Origin of the sequence: Catenovulum adriaticum, assembly GCF_026725475.1 — a bacterium.
GTDB lineage: Bacteria > Pseudomonadota > Gammaproteobacteria > Enterobacterales > Alteromonadaceae > Catenovulum > Catenovulum adriaticum.
Map to the genome: position 1 here is coordinate 161,338 of NZ_CP109967.1, position 26,247 is coordinate 187,584.

General features: G+C 38.1%; 16 protein-coding genes. 13 read left to right on the forward strand and 3 right to left on the reverse strand.

The window, feature by feature from the left end:
- Positions 1 to 8: 8 nt before the first annotated feature.
- Entirely contained in the window at positions 9 to 3,287 is a 3,279-nt protein-coding gene (locus OLW01_RS16675) for a glycoside hydrolase family 2 TIM barrel-domain containing protein (protein ID WP_268077144.1), read from the forward strand.
- A 14-nt stretch (positions 3,288 to 3,301) separates the two neighbouring features.
- Positions 3,302 to 4,858: an alpha-L-fucosidase gene (locus OLW01_RS16680; RefSeq protein ID WP_268077146.1), complete on the forward strand. Its 1,557-nt coding sequence runs from the start codon at positions 3,302 to 3,304 to the stop codon at positions 4,856 to 4,858.
- Between the two features lie 648 nt (positions 4,859 to 5,506).
- On the opposite strand, the gene OLW01_RS16685 is transcribed toward OLW01_RS16680, so the two are convergent.
- A complete protein-coding gene (locus tag OLW01_RS16685) occupies positions 5,507 to 5,863 on the reverse strand; it encodes a GFA family protein (RefSeq protein WP_268077148.1) in 357 nt (118 codons plus the stop codon).
- A 361-nt stretch (positions 5,864 to 6,224) separates the two neighbouring features.
- Between OLW01_RS16685 and tpx the strand changes: the two genes are divergently transcribed.
- The gene (tpx, locus tag OLW01_RS16690; protein WP_268077149.1) at positions 6,225 to 6,719 is read left to right on the forward strand and encodes a thiol peroxidase; all 495 of its coding nucleotides are present in this window, start codon (positions 6,225 to 6,227) and stop codon (positions 6,717 to 6,719) included.
- A 193-nt stretch (positions 6,720 to 6,912) separates the two neighbouring features.
- Here the strand turns inward: tpx and OLW01_RS16695 are convergent, their stop codons facing one another.
- On the reverse strand, positions 6,913 to 8,562 hold the full coding sequence (locus OLW01_RS16695) for a sulfatase family protein (RefSeq protein WP_326498614.1): 1,650 nt from the start codon (positions 8,560 to 8,562) through the stop codon (positions 6,913 to 6,915).
- Positions 8,563 to 8,822: 260 nt separating this feature from the next.
- On the opposite strand from OLW01_RS16695, the gene OLW01_RS16700 reads away from it, so the two are divergent.
- From OLW01_RS16700 to OLW01_RS16745, 10 genes are all read left to right on the forward strand, one after another.
- On the forward strand, positions 8,823 to 10,856 hold the full coding sequence (locus OLW01_RS16700; protein ID WP_268077151.1) for a methyl-accepting chemotaxis protein: 2,034 nt from the start codon (positions 8,823 to 8,825) through the stop codon (positions 10,854 to 10,856).
- Between the two features lie 175 nt (positions 10,857 to 11,031).
- Positions 11,032 to 12,861, forward strand: a complete 1,830-nt coding sequence (locus OLW01_RS16705; protein WP_268077152.1) for an arylsulfatase — start codon at positions 11,032 to 11,034, stop codon at positions 12,859 to 12,861.
- Between the two features lie 8 nt (positions 12,862 to 12,869).
- Complete coding sequence (locus OLW01_RS16710) at positions 12,870 to 14,435, forward strand: sulfatase family protein (RefSeq protein ID WP_268077154.1); 1,566 nt, start codon at positions 12,870 to 12,872, stop codon at positions 14,433 to 14,435.
- Positions 14,436 to 14,682: 247 nt separating this feature from the next.
- Positions 14,683 to 15,450 (forward strand): EAL domain-containing protein, encoded by a 768-nt coding sequence (locus tag OLW01_RS16715; RefSeq protein ID WP_268077156.1) that lies wholly within the window; start codon positions 14,683 to 14,685, stop codon positions 15,448 to 15,450.
- A 217-nt stretch (positions 15,451 to 15,667) separates the two neighbouring features.
- Positions 15,668 to 16,324 (forward strand): class I SAM-dependent methyltransferase, encoded by a 657-nt coding sequence (locus tag OLW01_RS16720; protein ID WP_268077157.1) that lies wholly within the window; start codon positions 15,668 to 15,670, stop codon positions 16,322 to 16,324.
- Between the two features lie 606 nt (positions 16,325 to 16,930).
- Positions 16,931 to 18,406, forward strand: a complete 1,476-nt coding sequence (locus tag OLW01_RS16725) for a mannitol dehydrogenase family protein (RefSeq protein WP_268077159.1) — start codon at positions 16,931 to 16,933, stop codon at positions 18,404 to 18,406.
- Between the two features lie 203 nt (positions 18,407 to 18,609).
- Complete coding sequence (locus OLW01_RS16730) at positions 18,610 to 19,623, forward strand: zinc-binding alcohol dehydrogenase family protein (RefSeq protein WP_268077287.1); 1,014 nt, start codon at positions 18,610 to 18,612, stop codon at positions 19,621 to 19,623.
- 32 nt (positions 19,624 to 19,655) lie between these two features.
- On the forward strand, positions 19,656 to 20,495 hold the full coding sequence (locus OLW01_RS16735; RefSeq protein ID WP_268077160.1) for an amidohydrolase family protein: 840 nt from the start codon (positions 19,656 to 19,658) through the stop codon (positions 20,493 to 20,495).
- 6 nt (positions 20,496 to 20,501) lie between these two features.
- On the forward strand, positions 20,502 to 21,437 hold the full coding sequence (locus OLW01_RS16740; RefSeq protein WP_268077161.1) for an aldo/keto reductase: 936 nt from the start codon (positions 20,502 to 20,504) through the stop codon (positions 21,435 to 21,437).
- Positions 21,438 to 21,683: 246 nt separating this feature from the next.
- Positions 21,684 to 24,245, forward strand: coding sequence for a glycoside hydrolase family 2 TIM barrel-domain containing protein (locus tag OLW01_RS16745; protein WP_268077162.1), 2,562 nt, complete (start codon positions 21,684 to 21,686; stop codon positions 24,243 to 24,245).
- A gap of 414 nt (positions 24,246 to 24,659) precedes the next feature.
- Here the strand turns inward: OLW01_RS16745 and OLW01_RS16750 are convergent, their stop codons facing one another.
- Positions 24,660 to 26,189, reverse strand: coding sequence for a UxaA family hydrolase (locus OLW01_RS16750; RefSeq protein ID WP_268077163.1), 1,530 nt, complete (start codon positions 26,187 to 26,189; stop codon positions 24,660 to 24,662).
- Between the last annotated feature and the right edge of the window lie 58 nt (positions 26,190 to 26,247).

A 26,247-nucleotide genomic window follows, 5' to 3' on the forward strand; every position in this document is an offset into this window, starting at 1 on the left:
AAGGTTAAATGATTTATACTCTGCGTTATACGCTATTATTAGGTTTGGTTGGTCTGATTTCCTGTACCACTTTACCAACCTCGAATAAAACTTCCCTCCCCACAATTAAAAACAATAAAGACTGGCAAAACCCTAATGTATTAGGTATCAATAAACTACAACCACGAGCAACTTCTTACTCATATTCTAGTAAAGCATTGGCGGTAAAAGCAAAACGACAGCTGGCGAAAATTAAAAGCTTAAATGGTAAATGGAAATTTCAATATAGCGAAGACGTTAGCCAGTCACCTAAAGAATTTTATTTAACTGACTTTAACAGCAGCCAGTGGCAACACATCGAAGTGCCATCTAATTGGGAGTTACAAGGCTTTGGTCAGCCAATTTATACCAACTCAACTTATCCTTTTCCGGTTAATCCGCCCTATATTGATAGAGAAAACGCGATAGGTTCATATATTCGAACTTTTGAAGTACCGCAAGCATGGCACGACCAACAAATTATTCTCCACTTTGGTGGTGTTTCTTCCGCATTTTATGTTTGGGTAAATGGAGTCAAGGTTGGCTATAGCCAAGATAGTGCTTTGCCTTCAGAGTTCGATATAACAGATTATATCCAAGATGGTAGCAATACATTGGCTATACAGGTTATACGCTGGAGTGATGGTAGCTACCTAGAAGATCAAGATCATTGGCGGTTAAGTGGTATACATCGTGAGGTATTGCTACTAGCTCAGCCTAAAGTGGCCTTAAACGATTTTGCAGTTCGTACTGTTTTCAAGGATGGCTACAGTCAAGCGCAATTACAAATAAAACCTGAGATATCAAACCTAGCGCAAACGTCACTTGAAGGTTGGCGTGTTTCTGCGCAATTGTATACACACGATGAGCAACCGGTATTTAATAAGCCTATTTCTGTTAGCGCCAAGCGAGTTACCCGTATGGTGTGGCCACAAATTGATTCATTGCCATTTGCTACTATGTCCGGAGAGGTCGAAAAACCTTTCCTTTGGTCATCAGAAACACCTTATTTGTACACCTTAGTTCTGAGTTTGTTAGATAGTAATGAGCAGCTAATAGATGCACGCAGCACTAAAGTCGGTTTTCGAGACGTTAAGTTTGATGATAAACAACAGTTATTAATCAACGGCAGAATGGTTAAGATCATTGGGGTAAATCGACATGATCATCATGTTACTAAAGGTAAAGCATTAAGCCGCGCTGATATCGAACAAGACTTCAAACTATTAAAGCAATACAACTTTAATAGTATTCGTACTGCACATTACCCGAATGATCCCTATGTATATGAGCTTGCTGATAAGTATGGGATTTATGTTATGGATGAAGCCAATATTGAAAGTCACGGTGTGGGCGGTTACTTTGCTAATCAGCCGGAGTGGAACAACGCGATATTAAGCCGTGTCGTCAATATGGTTGAGCGTGATAAAAACCATCCATCAATTATTTCTTGGTCTTTAAGTAATGAATCTGGAACAGGCCCTGGATTTGCCGCAGCGGCGGCATGGATTAAAGAAGCAGATCCTACACGATTCATTCATGATCAAGGTGCGCAAGGTGACCCGACTCACCCGAATTATGTACCTTGGAACAATGAACGCAGAGCAAGGCTTTATGATCCAGAACGCAGGCAACAAGGATACGCTGTTGCTGCTAACCCTACTGATAGGCCTTTTGTCGATGTTATAAGTCGCATGTACACGCCAATTGATGAGTTCAAAGAAATGGCGGAAAGCCCCCATATCAAACGACCATTGATGCTTTGTGAATACGCACATGCCATGGGGAATTCGTTAGGAAACTTAACAGAGTATTGGGATTTATTCTGGCAAAAAGACAATATCATAGGCGGGTATATTTGGGATTGGATTGACCAAGGGATAGAGAAAAACCATACTGATGGCTCTAAATATTTGGCTTATGGTGGCGATTTTGCAGATAAACCCAATGATAGTAATTTTTGCATTAATGGGCTGTTAGATTCATATCGTCAACCTAATCCGGCATTGCATGAGGCCAAGTATGTTTTTCAGCCTATCAAGGTTACAGCGTTGGATTTAGCGCAAGGAAAAGTACAGATAACTAATCGTTTGTTTTTCACTGACTTGTCCGCTTATCAATTGCGTTGGACACTGTCAGCCGATGCTGACATTTTACAGCAAGGTAATTTACCACCTGTCCATTTAGCAGCACAAGCTAGTAAAACTTTGAAAATTCCTTTTGAGGACTTTCAACCACAAGCGGGAGTTCGCTATTGGCTGCGCTTAAGTATGCATTCTAAGCAAGATGAATTGTGGGCTAAACAAGGTTATGAACTTGCCAAGGCCCAGTTTGAATTGCCATTTTACAAAGCTAAACCGTTGAAGCAAATATCGAAAAAGCCTTTGGCAATTACCCAAGCTAAAGATAAATTACAGATTGCAAACTCTGACTTTAAAGTCGAGTTTGATAAGCAATCAGGTTATTTGTCTAAATATATTGCATTAGATGGTAGGCAACAAGATGTTTGGTTAGACTCTGCTCTTCGCCCTAACTTTTGGCGTGCGCAAACCGACAATGATCGTTTAGGTTGGCGAACTCATAATCACAATAAAATTTGGCGAGATACCTATAAAAAGCTCAAGCTAGTAGCGTTTGACGTTAAGCAAATAACCGCTGCAAAAGTGCAACTTGTGAGCCGTTTTCAACTTGATAATCGAATTAAACTGCAATTGTCGTATTTGGTTTCTGGAGATGGCTCAATTGACGTACATTTTGAGCTAGATGCCGAGCAATCCTTACCTGCAATGCTGCGCGTAGGATTAACAACTACCACGGCAAAAGAACTAATCAACATTCAGTTTTATGGTCGCGGACCGTTTGAGAACTATATTGATCGCAATTCCGCAGCCGAAGTAAGTATTTATTCTGGAAAGATCGGTGACTTTATTCACCACTATGTTTGGCCACAGGAAAATGGTAATCACACCGATGTTGACTGGTTGAAATTAACTAATCGAACGGGTAGAGGTTTAATGTTTGATGGCAAGCAATTGTTGAGTACTTCAGTTTGGCCTTGGTCACAGCAAACATTAGACGCGAGCCAACATACATATGATCTTAAATCAGCCAAAACCAGTATCGAGAGTAATACCGTTAATATCGATTTAATTCAGACAGGAGTAGGGGGAACCGATACCTGGAGTCCACATGCCGCCCCTTTAGAAAAATATAAATTAAAAGCCGGCCGTTACGCTTATCAGTTCACTATTCGACCGCTACAGCGCTAAAATTTGGAATAACAATGAAAACAAAATTAAAACACGTATTACTCACATTATGTCCACTTTGGTTTGCAACGTCTGCTGTAGCGGGTGGAGATAAGCTTGACGGTAAATACTTCAATACCAGTAACCAATCATTGGTTCAGTATCAAATTCCAGAGTGGTACAAGGACGCTAAAATTGGTTACTGGTGTACATGGGGTGTTTATTCTGTCCCTGCTTTTGCGGGTGATCATGCCGCAGAGTGGTATGGCCGTTGGATGTACAACGTTGACGATGGTTCGGGTAATGAAAAAGGTCAAGGGTTTGAACGCCGTGGTTTAAAAACTGCAGCTTATCATAAACAGAAATATGGCGATCCTTCCAAGTTTGGCTACAAAGATTTTATCCCTATGTTTAAAGCCGAAAAATGGAATGCTGACGAATGGGCTGATTTATTTGTTGAAGGCGGAGCCAAGTTTTTTGTATTTATGGCTATGCACCATGACAATTTCTTAATGTGGGACTCCAAACATCAGCCCTTTAATTCGGTCAATATGGGACCCAAACGCGATTTTACCGCAGAAATGAAACGAGCCGTTAAAGCTAGAGGTTTACATTTTGGTGTTTCAAACCACGCAGCATGGAATGGTTCTTTTTTTGAGTTTAACCACCGCAATGGTTTTGACGGTTTGAACAAAGAAAATCAGGCGTTATATGGAACAGGTAAAGTCGATAGGGAAGCTGTCGAACGTTGGTGGCAAGTGACCACTGAATTAGCAGACAAGTATCAACCTGATTTATATTACTTTGATTGGGGTTGGAATCTTGGCGCATTTACCGAACACGACAGAAAACGATTTTTAGCGCACTATTACAATAAAGCAATTGACTTGGGCAAAGGTCGATTTCCAGCACCAAATGTTGCCGTGAATTATAAAAACCGAAAAAAATTACCTGTAGGTTCAGCTGTACTTGATTTAGAACGCGGTGGCATGAAAGGCCAAGAAAAGTTCTTATGGCAAAATGATACTTCACTAGGCTTACATAGCTGGAGTTACGCTCCGGATGAGGAGTATCGTAGTGCCAACCAAGTTGTTGATATGTTGATGGACATAATTTCTAAAAACGGGGTTCTTTTGTTGAACATTGGTCCCAAAGCCGATGGTTCAATTCCTGCCGAAGCCGCCGTTCCCGTTAAAAAAATTGGTAAATGGTTAGCTAAGAATGGAGAAGCTGTTTATGCGACTCGCCCATGGCAAATCTTTGGTGAAGGCCCCACAGTCCCAAGTGAAAAAATGCATGGCGATCAAGTGGAATATACCGCCAAGGATATTCGATTTACCCGCAGTAAAGACAATAAAAACTTATACGTTACTTTTTTGGGGTGGCCAGATACTGCAAATGTCCCCTCTCTCGCTAACTTAGATTTAAGTAATATACAAAACGTAACACTGTTAAGTAATCAACACTCGGTTAATTGGAAACAAACCCCTAATGGGTTGAATTTTGATCTAGATGCTGTTTCCAATGTAGATAGAGGTGATTACGCTTTTGTGGTGAAAATAGAATTTAAAGGGGCTGTGCCTAATTTGTAATTAAGATAATATTTTGAAGTTAGCCGCACCTTTCTATGCATTGTAGGTTTACTGCGGTTAATAAGCCGGAAAGTAAAACAAATAGCAATTTGGCAGCAAAAAAAGGTCGTTAAGTGTATATGTGCGTTTAAAATATTAGGGCTATAGCCGCAGTTAAAGAACTGAGTTACACAAAGATGATTTTCTATAGATTGGGGGACTACTTAATACTTAAAAAATACTTAAAAGCCAGCCATCTATAAAAGAGCATAAAAACAGTTAGTTAGTGATTTTTTGTCTTTGGGGTCGTTGGTTTTTATTAATGAAATTTTTAAACTTGGCAGTCATTTTACGGATGTATCTGATATCTTGTATCAGTTAGCTGCTGACGGGTGAAATTCAGCCGTATTGGCATAGATTTTAGTATTATTAGTAAATTTTAGACACAAGCACATAAAACTTAAGAAAACTTAAAAGCCAGCCATCTATAAAAGATAATAAAAACAGTTAGTTATTGATTTTTTGCCTTTAAGCTCCTTGTTTTTTATTAATGAAATTTTTAAACCTGGTAATCATTTAGCGGAGGTTTTTAGGTGTGCCTGTCTTATGCTTGCCGTTGTCAGAGTTTATCCGAGCGACGGAAACTAGAACAACAATTAGAATAAATGCTCAGCTAATATATTTAAAAGTATTTGCGCCATCGAAGTATTTTATAGGGACAGATTGAATAAAATTAGGATCAACCATGCGCGAATTTACGGCAACTCTATTTGTACCATCATCTCTTAGCTGGGTGTAATGAGTTGTGCATCCACATTTTTTACAAGTATGGTAGGTTCGACGTTTTTTACCCCATTGGTATTCATTGGTAGGTGTGGGCGCTTTTATTATTACATCTTCTTTTGTGAAATAAGCCCATAAAGCGCCGATTTTATTGCACAGTGAGCAATTGCAGCTGGTTATTGAATCTGGCGTTTTTTGCGACTTAATTTTAATTTCTCCACAGTGGCAGCTTGCTTTAAACATGCTTTTTCTTGTATTCCTTTCTCCGGCTGAAATCAGTATTTTGAAGTAACACGGGTATATGCACCTTACAATCTGCCAATTAATGATGACCATTATTTTGATTAAATAGAGCAAACAATGAAGCTGCAGAATAGACACAAGTATTAATTGAAAATCATTAGGCTAATTATATCAATTAATAAATTGTAAAAAGTTATAAAAATATAAACCAATTATGGGCTTTTAGCTATTTTTATGGCGGTTACGCGGTTTAGCTGAGGCTATTTTACTCAATATGGCTTGAACTTTTCAGTTTCAGCACAATCTAGTTAGGAGCGATATCAAATTTTGATCGCGCAAACTCAAAAAAGGAGCGAATAACATGGCAACAGTTACACTTAAAGGCAATGCAATTCAAACTTGTGGTGAGCTACCGGCAGTGGGTAGTAAAGCGCCTGATTTTACCTTAGTTAAGCCCGACTTGAGCGAAGTCAGCTTAGATGATTACTCAGGTAAAAAGTTAGTATTAAATATTTTCCCATCGGTTGATACGCCAACTTGTGCGGCTTCAGTGCGTCAATTTAATGAAAAAGCAGCATCTATTAACAATACCCAAGTATTGTGTGTTTCTGCTGATTTACCTTTTGCTCTAGCTCGTTTTTGTGGCGCTGAAGGTATTGAAAATGTTGAAGCGGCTTCTGGTTTTAGAGCGAGCTTTGGTCAAGATTATGGTTTAACATTTTCAACTGGACCATTAACTGGTGTGTACTCTCGGTGTGTTGTAGTGTTAGATGAAAAAGGCGAAGTTATTTATACCGAGCAAGTATCTGAAACCGCTGATGAACCAGATTACGAAGCAGCTTTAGCTGTACTGTAAGTTAACAGACGATTATTTTGTTAGGTATGGTGGTGTTAGGTGTTTAACGAATAAATGCCTACATAAACTAAAAGTGTTTAAAACACTTTACTGCAAATTGAGTACAAATAAAAAAGGCTGACGCTAACGTCAGCCTTTTTTGATCTAATTGAGCGATAGTAATTGAGCGATAGCCACTCAATTAAAATGATAATTAATCATTCCAATGCGCATCTATAATTTTTTTCAATTTAGGATGATTTTCATCTGTTTCATTGTATTTTTCGCGTTGACGCTTTAGCTCGGCTTTTAGTTCAGCAACTACATCTTGGTATGCTGGATCTTTGTAAACATTATTTAATTCTTGTGGATCTTTGCGTAAGTCGTAAAGCTCCCAAGCGACAGGTGTTTTAATGTTGTTGTTGTGAAGGCCTGTCTTGTTAACCCATTTTTGATCATAAAAAGGTAATTCAGGATCAACAAACCCAGCACCGTAAAACATAATTAACTTATAGTCTTTGGTACGTAAACCAAAGTGGGCTGGCACATCGTGGTACATTCTATGCGTCCAGTAACGATAGTAAGTTGCGTCCCGCCAATCTTCAATTTTTTCGCCTGCTAACGCGGCTTTAAAGCTTCTACCATGCATATCGTCTGGAATGTCACCGCCGACTAAATCAATTAAAAATGGTGCAAAATCAGTATTGTTAATTAATAAATCATTGGTTTGACCTGCGTTATCAACCCTTGGGTCATGAACAATAAATGGCATGTGGATTGATTCTTCGTACATCCAGCGTTTGTCTTGGTAATCATGCTCGCCTAGCATCATGCCTTGGTCAGAGGTATAAACAATAATCGTATTTTCGTATTCACCTAAATCTTTTAAAGTTTGGATTAAACGCGCTATGTTATCGTCGACCCCTTTAACACATCTTAAATAGGCTTTTAAAAACTTTTGGTAAGCTTGATGAGTAAATTCTTTTTCAGGTAAATTTGGATCAACACCTAAATCAATACCCATGCTACGACGATTATGGCGTTGTGAAATTGAGGTGCCAATATCGTTTACCAAACTGTCGTTTTCACCGCGTGTAGCAATTGAGCCTTGCGTGGCTAATTGTTTGTATAAATCGACTGGTTCAGGAATGGTTACGTCTGCTAAATACGATTCGTATCTAGGTGCATATTTAAAGTAATCATGAGGGGCTTTAAACTGATGCATTAAAAAGAATGGTTTGTCGTTTTTGCGATTTTTTAACCATTCAATACTTAAATCTGTAACTACGTCTGATGAATGACCTTTATAGCGGTTTTCGTTTTGTGGCCAAGGTTTGTCGCCCCGTACGCGGAAAATAGGATCAAAGTATTGGCCCTGCATTTCTAGTACTTCATAATAATCAAACGCGCCAGGCTCTTTTTTAAGATGCCATTTACCGATAATAGCCGTTTCATATCCTGAGTTTGACATAACTCTAGGGAGGGTTTGTTGCTCGGTTGATAATGAACCTTTTAAGTCTAATACACCGTTTGTTTGGCTATATTGTCCGGTTAAAATACTAGCGCGGCTAGGGGTACAAATAGAATTAGTAACAAACACATTTTTAAATAACATGCCTTCGTCGGCGAGTTTATCTAAATTTGGGGTTGGATTGAGTTTAGCCAATCGCCCACCGTAAGCACCTACTGCTTGTGCTGCATGATCGTCCGTCATAATGTATAACACATTCATTTTTTGATCTGTCATGGCTTGGCTTTTGGTTTCTGACATATCCGTTTTTTCAATATGACTACAGGCAGCCATACTTAATAAACCAATTGCACCCAAAAGCCGATTTAATTTAAATTCTGCTATAAATTTCATATCGCCTCTTTAATTTAAATTTAATCCGGTTTATTCCCATATAAAATAAACTGGATTACAAGTTTGTATATTGAAAACAATCTACTGTTTAAAATGTTACCGCTATGCTTTAGCATTGTAAATTTTTTATTCAAATTTATATCATTTTTTACTAACTTATTTGTATAAAATATGTTTAAATTAAATTTAAAACGTATTTATTATATATAAATTGGTGTCGTATGCTAAATAAAATCAGAATAAAAACAAGAATTTTACTTTTGGTCTTTATTCCTCTCGTTGTGACCGCTTATTTATCATTTGAGCGCTATCAAAAAGCCAATGACGAACTACAAGCATTAGAAAAAATAGAATTATTACTAGGCTACTTAGAGCAGGTTTCACCCGTCATTAGTGCTTTGCAGCAAGAGTGGTCATTTACCAAAAATTATTTAGGCCCGGGTAAACCTGATAATCCGATAGGTCTTGAATACAAACAAGGTATGATGGATGCTCGTGCAAAAGTGGATACACATTTATCTAGCTATCTAGCATTTGTTAAAAATAAAAAAGCGGACTTACAAAATTTTAAATTACTTAACGAGCAAGTTAACGCAATAAAAGTAGCCTTTGACGTTCATGAAAACGTTAGAAAACTGGCAAGCTTGAGGCAAAAAAGTTCAAAGCAATATAAAACTGCTGAAGGTAATATGATTTGGACGCTGTTTGAAATTAAGCGATTAGTGGAGCGTTTAATTGATAGCACCAACCAGGTCGTTTTGTTATCTGCCCAAAACCCTAGGTTGGTTTTATTGGCTAATGCCTATCAAAATTTAACTCTAGCAAAACATATTTCAGCTATTCAAACCGGCACAGTTGAAACCGCAATCACATCATTCATGTATCCTTATATTTATGGACAATTAGTTAAAAATGAAGCGTTAGAAAAACTCTACCGCAATAATTTTTTACTTTTTGCGTCTGATTCGAGTAAGCATTTGTTCAACAAAACATTATTTAATACCGATTTTAACACTTACGCTGCAAAAACGTATGAATCTCTACGACGAGATGTGATAAGTCAGCTCAACAAAAAAATTGAAATAGATATAGCGCATTGGCTTTCTGTTTCAGAAAAAATCAACTCAGGTTATCAACAAGTTGTTGAGCAAGTCGTTAATGAAATTGTCAGTGTTGAAAAACAATTATTGGCCGAAGCCAGACAGCAAGTGCATCAAACTTTAATTGTACTATGTTTACTTATTTTGATGATTGCTGGCGTTTCTTATTTGATTATTCGCAGCATCAATAAGCCAATTCAACAAATGGAGCTCGTATTTACAGAGTTGGCGCAAAATAAAGATATGAGCTATCGAATTGGCATCCAAGGCGAAGATGAATTGAGCCGAGTTGGTATTGCATTTAATAGCTTAGTTGAGAGTTTTGAGATTGCTTTAAAAGGGGTTTTTAAACAAGCATTTGCGATTGACCAAACGACCTCGTTGGTGTCTAGCGCAATGGCTGAATCAATGTCGTTATCAAACCGACAAAAGGAGGCGACAGAGAGTGTTTCGGTTGCGGTAAATCAAATGTCAGCCACCATTGAAGAAGTATCTGAAATGGCCCAAGCCACGTCCGATACGGTTCAAAGAGCTCATAATATTTCAATTGAGAGTGAAAATAATGCCCAAGTGAGCAAAGATATTATGCAAAACTTGATTACTGAGTTAGCGAAAACCAGTGATTTAGTGCGTAATTTAAATAATGAAGCGGCTGAAATTAGTCAGGTGCTTAATGTGATTCAGGCAATTTCAGAGCAAACTAACTTGTTAGCCTTGAACGCGGCAATTGAAGCAGCTAGGGCCGGAGAAATGGGTAGAGGTTTTGCCGTTGTAGCAGATGAAGTTCGTAATTTGGCGCAGCGTACTCAAGATTCAACTCAAGAGATTAGAGGCCAAATTGAATCTTTAGTAGAAGGTGCCGAAACCGCGTCTAACAATATGATAGCGCTTCAAGAAAATGGTCAACAAGCCATTCAGGTGGTGATTGAAAGTACAGATGCATTTGCGGTACTAAAAAATGAGTTTGACCAAATTACCCAAATGGCTTCGCAAATTGCGGTTGCAGCAGAAGAACAAAGCTCGGTATCAAATGATATTAACGAGCGTGTGCACGCTATTAAAGATGATACTGACAGCTTAACTGCGCATGCCAATAACACGCTTGAAGCCACCAAAACCTTAACTTCAAATGGTCATAAATTAGTAGAACATATTAAAATTTTTAAAATATCAGAGCAGCACAAACAAGACTAACAGGGAAATTCAGGATGAAACAAATCAAGTTAATATGCGGTTTAGTTGCAGGGTTGAGGTTAGTGTTTGGTTGCGCTTTAGCGCATTTGGACAACGGGTCATTGATATTTTGGATTTAAGCAGGGTCTTGAAATCTACAATTGAAAATTTTGTAAATAATAGGTTTTTATACGAGATGAAATTAACCAAAAAAATTGTTAAATCCGCATTTTGTTTTAGCTTAATTGCAAGCACACTAACAACTGGTTGGGCTAAAACCGAGCAGCCTAATATTGTTTTGGTAGTGAGTGATGATCAAGGTATAGGCGATTTTGGCTATAACCATAATCCCATTATTAAAACCCCAAACTTAGATGAATTAGCGAATGAATCGGTTCATTTAACTAACTTTCATGTCGACCCAACCTGTTCGCCCACGCGTGCTGCTTTGTTAACGGGTAAGCATTCGTTAAAAGCGGGTGTATGGCATACCATTTTGGGTCGCTATATGTTGGGACCAGAACACACAACGTTGGCTGAAGCACTTAAAACCAAAGGGTATCAAACGGCTATTTTTGGTAAATGGCATTTAGGGGACAACTATCCGTATCGTCCACAAGATCAAGGCTTTGATAATGTACTGATTCATGGCGGCGGCGGGGTAGGCCAAACCCCAGATTATTGGGGTAACACACAGTTTGATGATACTTATTATCGCAATGGTAAAGAAGAAAAGTTTGAAGGCTACGCGACCAAAATTTGGTTTGATGAAGCCATAAAATTTATTAAACAAAAACATGAAAAGCCTTACTTTGCATATGTAGCGTTAAATGCGCCTCATGGGCCTTATCGTGCACCAGAAAAATACATTAAAGCCTATGAGAACATGGGGCTTTACAATGATGTAGCAAGTTTTTATGCGATGATCACCTATATCGATGAGCAAGTGGCCCGTTTGCGTCGTGTACTAGAAACCACTGAGCAAGCAGACAACACCGTATTTATTTACATGACAGATAATGGTAGCTCTTATCGATCTAAAAAGTGGGCAGATGAACTGACTGAAAAAGATAAAAAAATAGCAGATAAATTTCCAAGTTGGCAGCCTAATGCGGGCTATAGCGGCTTTAAAGGTGAAATACATGAAGGTGGTCACCGAGTCCCTATTTTTATTGATTATCCAAATGGTCAATTTAAAAACCAACGCATAAATACATTAACGGCGCATTATGATTTATTTCCAACTTTACTTGAATTAGCAGGTGGGCAGGCTGATGATTCATTAGATGGTCAGAGTTTGGTTAAATTATTTAAACAGGGGCAGGACACAGATTTAAATGGTCGCCAACTCATAGTTACAAATCAAAGAGTTGATCAACCTAGTTTTAATCGCCCGTTGATGATTGCAAAAGATAAATGGCGTTATTTAAGATTTTCTGAAAACAAACAAGCTTTATTTAATTTAGCGGATGATCCTAAGCAGTTAACCGATGTTTCAAAGCAGCATCCTAAATTAGTTCAGCAGTTTCAGGCTGAATTAAAAAATTGGTGGCAGCAAGTTTCAAACGCAGGTTTTGTTGACCGCTATATTCATGTGGGTAACCCAGCTGAAAACCCAGTTAGACTTAATGCGATGGATTGGATGGAAGTACCAGATAAACAACCCGTGCCTTGGTTTATCGGACATCAGCCAGCAGCGCTTGAATATGACTACACCCACTGGTTAACACAAGAAGATAAATATCAACCACTGCCTTGGTATATTAATGTTGAGCAGGCGCAAACTTATCGTGTTAGGGCTTATTTTCATGACAAACCGGCAGGTACTCCTATTCAAAAAAAATATTGTGTGATTGAAACTCAAAACAATAAATACGTAGAACCGATTTATGGCCGAGCGGCATATTGTCAGGCGATGATTAAATTAAAAGCCGGAGAACAAAAAATACGAGCTTGGTTTACTGATGATAAAAGCGGTCAAGCCGAAGAAAAAACCGCCTTTTATTTATATATTAAGCAGGAGTAAAACTAATAATGAAAACTATTTTTAAATCAATGTGCGTACTGGCACCTATGATGTTATTGGGCGCCTGTTCGGTTGCAAATGACGACAAACCAATTGTGTCTGACTCTGATAACAAGTCTCAGCAAAAGCCTAATATTGTTATTTTTTATGTTGATGATTTAGGCTACGGTGATTTAAGTGCGTATGGTGCTAAACATGTAAAAACACCTAATGTAGACGAACTTGCCAATAATGGTATTCGTTTTACTGATGCTCATAGCTCATCGGCAACTTGTACGCCGTCGCGCTATTCGTTATTAACGGGTGAATATGCGTTTAGAAACAAAGCCTCTGTGTTAAAAGGCGATGCCGCCATGATTATAAAACCCGAGCAGCCTACATTAGCAAAAGTACTGAAAAAAGCAGGTTACCAAACTGGCGTTGTGGGTAAATGGCATTTAGGTTTAGGCGATGGCACAAAACCAATTGATTGGAACCAAGCAGTTAAACCCGGCCCACTTGAAATTGGCTTTGACTATAGCTTTTTACTGCCTGCAACAGGAGACAGAGTACCGACGGTTTATTTAGAAAATCATCATGTACTTAATTTAGAAAAAAGTGATCCGCTAATAATCGACTATGAACAAAAAGTGGGTAATAGGCCAACAGGTTATGAAAACCCAGAATTAGAGCGCCAAGCAGCAGATCATCAGCACAATAAAACCATTATTAATGGCATAGCCCGAATAGGTTGGATGCAAGGCGGACATAAAGCCGAGTGGAAAGATGAAGACTTTTATAAAGTGTTTACCGATAAAGCGAATGATTTTATCCGCCAAAATCAAGTTGATCCTTTTTTCTTATTCTTTTCGTTTTCAGATATCCATGTGCCAAGATTACCGAATGAGCGCTTTTTAGGGAAAAGTGGTATGGGGGTTCGTGGCGACTCTATTTTACAAATGGACTGGATGACAGGGCAGGTGGTTAAGCAATTAAAATCGCTTAATTTATTGGATAACACCCTGATTATTTTTACCAGTGATAATGGCCCTGTATTAAATGACGGTTATGACGATAAAGCGGTTGAATTATTAGGTCAGCATAAACCGGCAGGCCCCTTCCGAGGTGGTAAATACAGCGCATATGAAGCTGGTACTCGAATGCCAACGATATTGCACTACCCTAATCAGGTTAAGCCGGGAGTTAGCGATGCGCTAATGAGCCAAGTTGATATTTATGCATCAGTTGCTAATTTAGTGGGTATTGATTTAAACCAAGACGAAGCCATTGATAGTCAAAATCGGTTATCTGCTTGGTTAGATGCATCAGAACCTGGTCGCCAATACCTACTGGAAGAATCTTATACCTTGTCATTAAGAGATGGGCAGTGGAAATATATAAAACCGACTGACAAAAAGGCAGCTTGGGTCACCAATGACAAAAATATTGAAAGCGGGTTGTCACCCTCTGCTCAGTTATTTAATTTAGCTCAAGATCCACAAGAGCAACATAATTTGGCGATGAAAAAACCACAAAAAGTGAGCGAGCTTAAGCAAAAACTCGATGCGATTGTTAAGAGAGCTCAACGCGAATAAATTTGCGATTCGTTTTGCAATTTAGCGCAAACTCAGGGTATGCCCCTGAGTTTGCTATGTCTTTGTTGAGATAGTGTTTTTGGACTAGAAGACACCTCAGCTTATTGACCTTTCCATCATTTTATATCATCTTGTATACTATTGATTTGCAATATATTTGCGCAAATACTATTTGCAGGATTACCTTTTTATGTTTGCTCTGGATGAGACATACAAAATGGATATTATATTTTAGTTGAGAGGTTGTATGAAGGAAAATAGAATAAGTGATGACAGAGCCTCGTGCAGCCAATGCATAGATAAAAACAACCTTGATTTTGACTTTACCATGGCATTTCAGCCCATTATTAATGGTCGTACTAAGCAAATCTTTGGATATGAAGCATTGGTTCGTGGTTTAAACAATGAGTCCGCCTATTCCATTATATCTAAAGTGAACGATGATAACCGTTATTTATTTGATCAGTTATGTCGGGTTAAGGCGATAAAGCTTGCATCAAAACTCGGGCTTGAATCCATACTCAGTATTAATTTTTTACCAAAAGCGATTTATAAACCAGAACGCTGTATACGAACGACGCTAGAAGTGGCTCAAAAATATGGGTTCCCAATTGAAAATATTATGTTTGAGTTTACAGAATCTGAAAAAATAGAAGACAGTCAATTCGTAAAAGACATCGTCGAATATTATGAAATTCAAGGATTTATAACTGCCATTGATGACTTTGGCTCTGGTTATGCTGGCCTTGGCTTGTTAGCTGATTTTCAAACCAATATTATTAAGTTAGACATGGGGTTGATTCGCAATATACATAATGATAAACCAAGACAATTTATTGTAAAAAATTGCTTAAATTTATTTCGTGATTTAAATATCACGCCTTTGGCCGAAGGAATCGAAACGAAAGCAGAAATGAATTGGTTGCGTGATGCAGGTATTGATCTTATGCAAGGCTATTTATTTGCAAAACCTGGTTTCGAGAGTTTGCCGCCAGTAAATTTCAGCGAGTTATAAAAAGCCGCTAAAAGAGGATAATTGACCAATTGTACATTTTTGAATTACCCCGTTGTTAGCCAAACTGCCAGTATGCGTGCATTTTAAACAGTGATGTTGAGTTGGTGATTAAATACATTGCCATATTAGTGAAATACTATACTCTAGCAACACACTCGCTTTGTCATTTAACTAACTTAGATAGTTGGCTCAGCGTCCAATTCTTTGGGACCATTTAATGACAAAGCTACGTTTATGTTATCAGACTGTAGAGCTTGGTAAAACGGATATACATTTATGCACGTTACGTAATACGCAAGAATTTGAAGACCCAGAGGGCGTTGCCGAAAAGTTAGGTATATGCTCGGCCTCATGGCCAATGTTTGGCGTTATTTGGCCATCTAGTTTAGTACTGGCTCATTTTATTGCAGATTATGATACCGGCACAAAACGAATTTTGGAAGTAGGGTGTGGTATGGCGCTATCTAGCTTGCTTTTGAATAAAAAAGATGCAGATATTACCGCAACAGACTATCACCCGGAAGTGAATAAATTTTTGCAACGTAATGCGTTGTTAAATGAAGATAAAGCCATCGCTTTTGAACAAGCGAATTGGGCTGACACCACAGATAGCCTTGGGCTATTTGATTTGATTATCGGTAGTGATCTTTTGTATGAAGATAACCATATTGATTTGTTAGCTTCTTTTATTCAGGCTCATGCCAAACCTGCCTGCGAAGTCATTATTGTTGATCCGGGGCGCGGTAGAAAAAACAAACTAAGCGCTCGTATGCAACACTTTGGTTTTTCGTTTTCTCAACAAATACCTACCCATACTTTATATTTGGATAAAAAATTCAAAGGACATATTCTTAAATTTGTCCGTTCAATTTAAGCAAAAACCAAGATAATTTGGCTCATTATCATTGAGTCAAATTTATATTATTGTGCAGAGTTGTTTGAATATACCGGTTCAGTGAAGGTTTTTGAGCTTAATTTTTGTTAAGTTTGCCTCATTTACTATTTTGTTTGTAGCCTTCCCTTGCTTGCACATGATGTCTCATTTTTCACTAATTTTAGATTTTTATCCATTAAATGACCGCTATTTCCCAGTTCCTTCATTAAAAATCAACTGCACTGTTACTGAGTACTGAGATAGTCAAATTCTTCAATCCAAACATGATTGGTTTTTTATCAGTAATTCTCAATATTCTATCTAAATCTTGTCGTTATCTAATTATTCAAAGCAAAAATTAAATCTCACATTTTTGTTTATTGTATACAATTAATATTTTGTGGGCTAAATTTTAAGAATATAGCGTTAATTTTTGAGTGTTTTTTGCTCAATATCGGTTATTTTGTTAATTTTAAGATTAAAGTTTTTTTATTTTTGACTTCAAGATTGCAAATTTTACTTTTAGTAGTATCATTTACATATAAAATTTAAAGGTTATATATGATTGTCTTCTCTTGAGTAGGCAGAAATAGCAGAGGTTTATGAATGAGATTATCGTCTAAAAATTTAGCCAGCATCAAAGAGGCGGTTAGCGGGCAGGAAAATATGAGCTTGCCTGAGTACAACAGAGATAACACAGATATTGGAATTGTTCATTTAGGGCCAGGAGCTTTTCACCGTGCCCATCAGGTTGCTTATACGGAATCTGTCTTAAACCAATTTGGTGGTAACTGGGGTATTTGTGCAGTATCTATGCGAAGCACGGGTGCACGCGATATTCTTGAACCTCAAGACGGTTTATATACGTTAGCAATACTAGATCAAAAAATTGAATACCAAGTTATTGGTGCGATTAAAGAAGTTTTAGTGGCAACCGATCAGTTACCACAAGTATTAGAGCGCATGGCAAGTGAGCAAGTTAAAATTGTAAGCTTAACCATAACCGAAAAAGGCTACTGTTTAGATACAAAAGGTCAGCTTGATCTTAAGCATGTTGATATCCAGCATGATTTAAATAATTTTCAAACACCCAGGTCAGCCGTCGGTTTAATTGTTCAAGCCCTTAAACTGCGTATGCAAAACAATGTTGCTGCTTTTAATGTCATTAGTTGCGATAACTTACCGAGTAATGGCCATAAACTAAAAAATGCAGTGCTTACATTTGCCAAACAGCAATCAGTAGAATTAGCCAATTGGATTGAACAGTCTGTTAGTTTTCCATCTACTATGGTTGACAGCATTACGCCTAAAACAGATGAAAACGTCATTAAGCAAGTGTCAGAAGCTTTAGGTGCAGATGATCAATGGCCAATTCAACGCGAAGCATTTTTACAGTGGGTTATTGAAGATACGTTAACAGGCGATCGCCCAGCGTGGGAGAAGGTTGGGGTTGTATTTAGTAATAACATTGATGCATTCGAAAATGCTAAATTACGTATTTTAAACGGTCTACATTCTACGTTAGCTTACATGGGCTTATTGATTGGTTTAAACAGTGTTAAAGATGCGATTTCTAATCAAGCTTTGTATAACCATTGCCAGCGTTTATTAAATGAAGAAATTATTCCGTCATTTACGCCGCCAGCTGAATTGGATGTAAATGAATATGCAAGCGACATTATTCGTCGTTTTGAAAATCCACAAATTGTGCATTTGCTAAGCCAAATTGCATGGGATGGTTCACAAAAAATACCGGTCCGTATTTTGGGTACATTAACCGATAACTTGCGGGCGGGTAGTTCAATTAAATTATTAACCTTAACGGTTGCTGCTTGGATTCATTTTATTCGATTAACGGGTAAAAATAATGGTGAGTTAACGGATCCTTTAGCAAACGAATTATTGCAGTTAACCAATGATTTTAATGGCGATGCGGCACATGATGTTAATCTTTTCGTTTCGTCTGATTTGATTTTTACTGATGAATTAAAGTCATCTGAATTATTTTGTAACACATTGGTTGAATGTTACGAGCAACTTGCTGATGTTGAGCGAGAAGGCTTATCTGTATTAGTGAACTGAGTACAGTAATTTATGTCAAAAGCAGTTTTAAACTGCTTTTTTGTATTAATTAGCCAAATGTTTACTTTTGTATTTTGTAATCATATCTAAATGTTTGGTTTTATTTGTGATTGATTTTGTAATAGAATTCAATCTTTATATGTCTATTTTTATATAATAATAGAGCGCTAAAGCAGCATCTCTATTAATGGTGGGTAACTATGATGAAGTCAATTGTTTGTTTAGAACCGGGAAAATTAGAATCTCAATCTATCGATAAACCAACCCCGGGTGCGGGTGAGGTGCTGGTAAAAATTAAAGCGATTGGCATCTGCGGCACGGATATTCATGCTTATGGTGGTAACCAGCCTTATTTTCAGTATCCAAGAGTATTAGGTCATGAATTATCGGGCGTGATTGAATCTGTGCCTGAAGGTAGCGATTTAAAAGTAGGCCAAGCGGTTTATGTTATTCCATACCTTAGCTGTGGCGAATGTGTTGCATGCCGTAAAGGTAAAACGAACTGTTGTAGTAATATTGAAGTGATTGGCGTACACCGAGATGGTGGTATGTGTGAATATTTATCAGTGCCAGAATCAGCGGTAGTGACGGCTGAAGGACTTGAATTTAGCGAAATGGCACTGATTGAATGTTTAGCGATTGGTGCGCATGCAGTAAGACGAGCAGAAATTAGTTCAGATGATACCGTTTTAGTTTTAGGTGCAGGCCCAATTGGGATTGGTGCATTACAATTTTCGCAAGTACAAGGCGCAAAAGTGATAGTGTCTGATTTAAGCGAAGATAAATTAAAATTTTGCCGTGACGAATTTAATGTTGCGGGCACCGTTAATGGTAAAAGCGATGTTAGAGCTGAGCTAGAAAAATTAACTGATGGCGATTTTCCATCAGTTATTATTGACTGTACGGGTAGTGTTAAAGCAATGCAGTCAGCATTTTATAATTTAGCGCATGGCGGTAAAATTGTTTTTGTAAGCGTTGTTAAGGCAGACATCACGTTTAATGATCCTGAGTTCCATAAACGTGAAACGACATTACTGGGTAGCCGCAATGCAACTAAAGAAGATTTTGAACATGTGGTTAGCTGCATGAAAGATGGTTCGGTAAAAGGCCATAGCATTGTTACCCACAAAGCCAAATTTGACGACATGATTGAATTATTCCCAACTTGGGTAAACCCAGAAACGGGTGTTATTAAAGCCGTTGTTGAATTAGATTAAGGGCTAGCGAATAGATAAATAAGGTTTAAGTAATGAACATTGATTCTCATCAACACTTTTGGCATTACGATGCCCAAGAGTACGATTGGATAGATGACAATATGTCAGCTATCCGGCAAGATTTTTTGCCTAAAGATTTGGCTAAAACTTTACAAGAAAACGATATGCAAGCCTGCATTGCAGTGCAAGCGCGTCAATCTTTAATTGAGACAGATTGGTTATTACAGTTAGCTGATGAGAACGACTTTATTCAAGGCATTGTCGGTTGGGTCGACTTACAAGCTGACGACATTCAAGCCCAGTTAGCAAAACTAATAGATAAACCAAAATTACTTGGCTTTAGACATGTTATTCAGGGCGAGCCAGATCCTATGTTCATGTTATCGGATAACTTTATCCGTGGGCTGCAGGCATTAACCAAAACCGATTTTATTTACGAATTATTGGTCACAGCCGAACAATTACCGCAATCCATTGAACTAATCAATCGGGTACCTGATTTACCTATCGTGATTGACCATATCGCAAAACCAAAAATTGCTTCTGGCGAAGCTTTTGCAGAATGGGTAAACGCAATGAAAACACTGGGTTTACACAATCACATTTATTGCAAAGTATCAGGTATGGTGACCGAAGCGGATTGGAAAAACTGGACTCAAGCTGATTTTAAACCTTATTTAGACACAGTGTTTGAGGCATTTGGACCCGAGCGAGTTATGTTTGGTTCAGACTGGCCTGTGTGTTTGGTCGCTTCAACTTATCAGTCAATGAAATCTATTGTTGAAAGCTATGTTAAGCAATACTACCCAGCTTATTTTGAACAGGTTTTTGGGCTAAACGCAGCTTCATTTTACAGATTAAATAAAAGGTAGTTTTTGATGCAATACAGAAAATTAGGTAATACCGACTTATCGGTTTCTCGATTAAGTTACGGTGCATCACCTTTAGGCAGTGTGTTTCGAAATATCAGTGAAGAAGAAGGTATCCGAACCGTACACACAGCAGTTGATATGGGCGTCAATTTAATTGATGTGTCGCCATATTATGGCCAAACCGTAGCTGAAACTGTGTTAGGTAAAGCGCTAAAATCAATTCCACGCGACAAATATATATTATCAACCAAAGCCGGTCGATACGGCGCTGACTTTCAAGATTTTGATTTTTCGGCCAAACGTATTCGCTCTTCACTTGAAGAAAGTTTAGGTCGGTTAGGCGTAGACGGCGTTGATATTTTATTTTTACACGATATTGAATTTGCGAATTTAAAACAAATTTTTGATGAATCGCTCCCTTGTTTACAAGCATTAAAAGATGAGGGTAAAGTTAAACATATTGGTGTAACAGGTTATCCGATTAAAATTTTTGACAAAACCATTGAGAATTTTGATATTGATTGCATTTTAACCTATTGCCGTTATGCATTGTACGATACCTCGCTCGAGCCATTATTACCTAAATTACAAGACAAAGGCGTAGGTGTTATTAACGCATCGCCAACGGGTATGGGGTTATTAACTCAGCGTGGTGCGCCGCCTTGGCACCCAGGTAAGCCAGAGTTACTCGATGCAGCGAAAAAAGCGGTTGAGCTATGCAACAAAGCGAATGTGGATATTACTGAATTAGCATTACAGTTTGCAATTGACCATGACACAATTGCTTCTACTTTAGTGGGTACAGCCAACCCGGTGAATATTCAAAAGAATATCGAATGGGCTGAAAAACCACTTAATGTTGAATTGGCGCAAGAAGTGAGAGCATTATTTAATAATATCGATGTGACTTGGCCATCAGGTCACCCTGAAAACCAAGATTAAGCTTTCCTACCACTTTACATGCCTTTATAAAATAAGCCGTTCACGCTCAGTGATCGGCTTATTTTGTTAACCTGCTTTTTTCTTTAACACTTTTCCTAAACTTTAAACTCTATAGTCTGTGTAATCTGTCTGATTCATCTTTAATGAAAAGTACCACAAGAAAGTGTTACTTTTTTATATAAATATTGTTTTTTATATTTAATTTTAGGCTATATTGGGTCACATCTTTAACGAAGTGGAAATTGTATGATGACAAGATTTAGTTTCAATTTACAAAAACAATTGAGCGCCTTGATTATGCTTTTAGGGTGTTTGGTGAGTGTTATCAGCCTAAATATACAGGCTAAAACGCTAACTGACTTTAATTTTAATTGGCAATTTAAATTAGAAGACACAGACAAAGGCTGGCAAACGGTGCGTTTACCGCACGATTGGTCAGTGGCGCTTCCTTATACTAAAGCAGGCGCCGCAAGCACTGGTTTTAAACTTGGCGGTATAGGTTGGTACAAAAAGCAATTTAACCTGAACGAAAAAGATAAAAATAAAGTCTTCTGGGTTGAGTTTGACGGTATTTATAATAATTCAAGTATTTGGATTAACGGTCATCATGTTGGCGGTCGCCCTTATGGTTACACTAGCTTTAATGTCGATATCACTCCGTATGTTGTGTTTGATAAAGCCAATGAAATTAAAGTAAAAGTTGACAGAACAGCCTATGCGGATTCACGCTGGTATACAGGCTCAGGTATTTATCGTAATGTGAGATTAGTTAAAGCAAATTCTGTTTATATCCCACAATGGGGTATTCAAGTAACTACCCCTAAAGTGGGGGTGCAAAACGCAAGTGTTTCAGTTAAAACCCAGCTAACCGCAAAGCAATTTACCGGTGATAGCGCGAAAGTTGTGGTTGATATTATTAATCATAATGGCGATATCGTTAGCCAAAGTTCAAAACAAATTGTATTAGCGCCAGATCAAAAAATTGAGTTAAGCTCTGATATTAAATATCCTGATTTATGGTCACTTGAACATCCTCATTTATACCAAGCTCAAGTTAAGGTATATCATAAACAAAAACTGATCTCACAAGATGTTCAATCATTTGGGGTGCGCTCAATTGAATTTGATCCTAACTTAGGTTTCTTTTTGAATAACAAGCAAGTCAAAATTAAAGGGGCGAACTTGCATCACGATGCCGGTGCATTAGGTGCAGCTGTACCAAAAAGTATTTGGCGCTCAAGGCTTAACAAATTAAAAAGCATTGGAGTGAATGCGATCAGAATGGCGCATAATCCACACGCACCTGAATTATTGGCTTTGTGTGATGAAATGGGCTTTTTAGTTAACGCCGAAGCTTTTGATGATTGGGACAGGGCCAAAGCCAAAAGCAAAGTTTATTTAGGTGATAACCAAGCAAAAGGCGAAAGTGTGGCTTCTTACGCTGAGCATTTTAACGATTGGGCTGAGCGTGATTTAAAAGCTATGCTTAAACGAGACTTTAATCACCCATCTATCATTATGTGGAGCATAGGCAACGAAATTGAATGGACGTACACTTATTATCCTAAATCTGTTTCGCACCATGAAGATGGCACCAGTTATTATGAAGACGCCCCAGATTTTGATCAGCAGCGTATCCTTAAAAACATTAAAAAATTCAATCCAGACAGTGAAGACAATTTAGTAAAAATTGCTCATCAATTATCTGATTGGGTGAAAGAAATTGATACTACTCGTCCTGTAACCGCAGGTTTAACACATCCATCCGTTGGCTTTGCTACAGGTTATGCCGACGCATTAGATTTAGTGGGTTTTAACTATCGCGCAGCAGCCTATCAAAAAGCGCATGAAACTTATCCTAATAAAGTCATTTATGGCTCTGAAAACTGGGGTGCTTGGCGTGAATGGCGTGACGCGGTTGATAAAGAATATATTGCTGGTATTTTTATTTGGACAGGGTTTGCATACAAAGGTGAAGCAGGACCATTACCGCGCATGGGACTTAATATTTCATTATTTGATTTTGTTGGTAACAAAACGCCACGTGGTCACTTTTTTGAAACGCTCTGGCAAGACAAAGCCAAAATTTATTTAGGTACAACACCCGCTGCTAGCTCTGAATTTAGTTTAGTGAAAACCGAAGACTCTGAAAAACCTGAATGGCAGTTTAAAAGCCGGACTTACCCACCTCATATTTGGGATAAACTTAGAATGTGGGAATGGTATGACATTGAACCATTATGGGATTATGCTGAGAATGAAAAGATTGTGGTGCAATCTTATACCAATACTGAAACGGCTGAGCTGTTTTTAAACGGTAAATCACTTGGCAAAAAAGCCTTAGCTGATTTTAGCGATCGTGTGATTAAATGGATGGTACCTTATACAAACGGTCAGCTTGAAGTCGTCGGTTACAACAATAACAAAGCGGTTGTTCGTACCCAATTAAATACGCCAGGTGAAATTGAAAATATTCAATTAAATGCAGAAAAACAAACACTCAAAGCGGATCAATATGACACAGTGATTGTTAATTTAACGCTATTAGATAGCGCAGGTAACTTAGTTGCCAACGCAGCTGAAAAAGTTAAATTTGTGGTGAGCGGTCCAGCAGAAATATTAGCGGTTGATAATGGCTCTGAATTTAATATTCAAGACGTATTAACAGATACCTTGGTCACTGACAGAGGCCGTGCGAGTGTTATTTTACGTTCAACTGCACAAGCGGGTGAGGTTAAAGTTAAAGCTGTAATGGGCGATATCAACTCAGCAGAAATTAAGCTTAAATCAAAGTCAGCTTCTTTATAATTAACTAAGTTAGTTATTAGTTAATCCAGCCTTTAAGTAAGCGTTACCACACATTTTGAATGTTTGTTCAGAGCTTGTGGTAACGTATTTAGTTGTTGCTGACCTGAATTAAATTAGGTGAGCAGCCAACACAAGTTTTAATGCTGCTCATTTCTGTTAATGCTTTCTAGCGCTCGCTTATTTCTTATTTTGTTTCGACTCTAAGATAAAATAATGTCTTACACCTTGTCTAAACTCAGGGTGTTGAAGGCTCTTGTCTTAATTTGTTAGCTCAATAGGGGATTTATTCGCGTCCACACTAATATGACTATGATAAAAGAGGGGCAACGATAAAAGAGGGGCATGAATAGAGATGATCATAAATAAAGGGGCAGTTACAGTGGCTAACGCCCCTTTGCCCCTTGCTGAATCGATTTATAGCGTAACGCCATTTTTCCAAATTGAAATTTCACGGCTTTCGTTAATTTCATTATTCGTTTGTTTGCCGGAGGCTACTTCAAGCAGATAACTAAATAGTTTATCTGCGCATTCATCAATATCTACATCTGAATCTAAAATTTGACCTGCGTTAAAGTCAATCCAATGTGGTTTTTTGTTGGCAATTGTTGAGTTAGACGAAATTTTTACCGTGGGTACCGGAAACCCAAGCGGTGTGCCGCGACCCGTGGTAAATAAAATAATGTTTGCACCCGCGGCTGCTAAAGCGGTTGATGAAACAGCATCATTGCCTGGGCCTTCTAATAAAGTTAAGCCTGCGTTTAACGAAGCGTTATCGCCATATTCAATCACTTCGTTAACAATGGCTTTACCGCCTTTTTGAATTGCGCCGAGTGACTTTTCTTCTAAGGTGGTTAAGCCACCTTCTTTATTACCCGGTGACGGGTTTTCATAAATTGGCTGGTTATTATCGATAAAGTATTGTTTAAAGCTTTGCACTAAATCAACGGTTTGGTCAAAAATTTCTTTTGAGGCACATCGATCCATTAATACTTGCTCGGCGCCAAACATTTCCGGAGTTTCGGTTAAAATAACCCGACCACCATATTGGGTGAGTTTATCTGAAATTCGACCCACAATTGAGTTGGCGGTTAGTCCGCTAAAGCCATCAGAGCCACCGCATTTCATCCCTAACGTTAATTTAGAGACGGGTAAGGTGGTTCTTTGATCGTTTTTCATCAGCTTTAATAAGTCTTGAACTTGCTCTAAGCCGTATTCAATTTCGTCGTCAACTTGTTGAGAATTAAAATATCGAATTCGCTCAGGATCTAAGCCCGTTGCGCTGGCCATTAACGCCGATAATTGATTGTTTTCACAGCCTAAACCAATCACAATAACGCCGCCAGCATTTGGGTGTTGCATTAAACTAGCAAGTAACTTTTGGGTATTTGATAAATCATCACCCAGTTGTGAGCAACCAAAAGGATGAGTTAAAGCAACAAACGCATCGGCTTTATCTGCGTGTTTGCGCATGCATAATTCGGCAATACGTTTAGCCGACTGGTTTACACAGCCAACCGTATTAACAATCCAAATTTCGTTGCGGATACCGACTTTGCCATTTTTACGCAAATAACCGTCAAAAGTAGGAATTTGAGTTTCATCTACAGGTTTAGGCAGTTCAATACCTGGGTAGTGATATTTTTCATTGCCCGACAAATTGGTTTTTAAATTATGGCTATGTACTTGCTCACCAGCACTAATGGCGCAAGTCGCGTGGCCAATTGAATAGCCGTATTTGAACACAGCTTGATCTTGAGCAATATTTTGAATGGCAATTTTATGACCCGCAGGGATATCACTCAGTGTGGTTATTGATTCCCAAGGCGTTGGTAATTGAGTGCCGGCTTGCAGTGCATTAATTGCTACAATAACATTGTCGTCAGGGTGAACCTGAATCACACTTCTTAATGTTGGGTTGGTGACTTCACCTTTATCGGTTGACATAATATTTCCTACCTAATCTTATCGGTTTTAAATATGATAACCTATTTTTATATATATT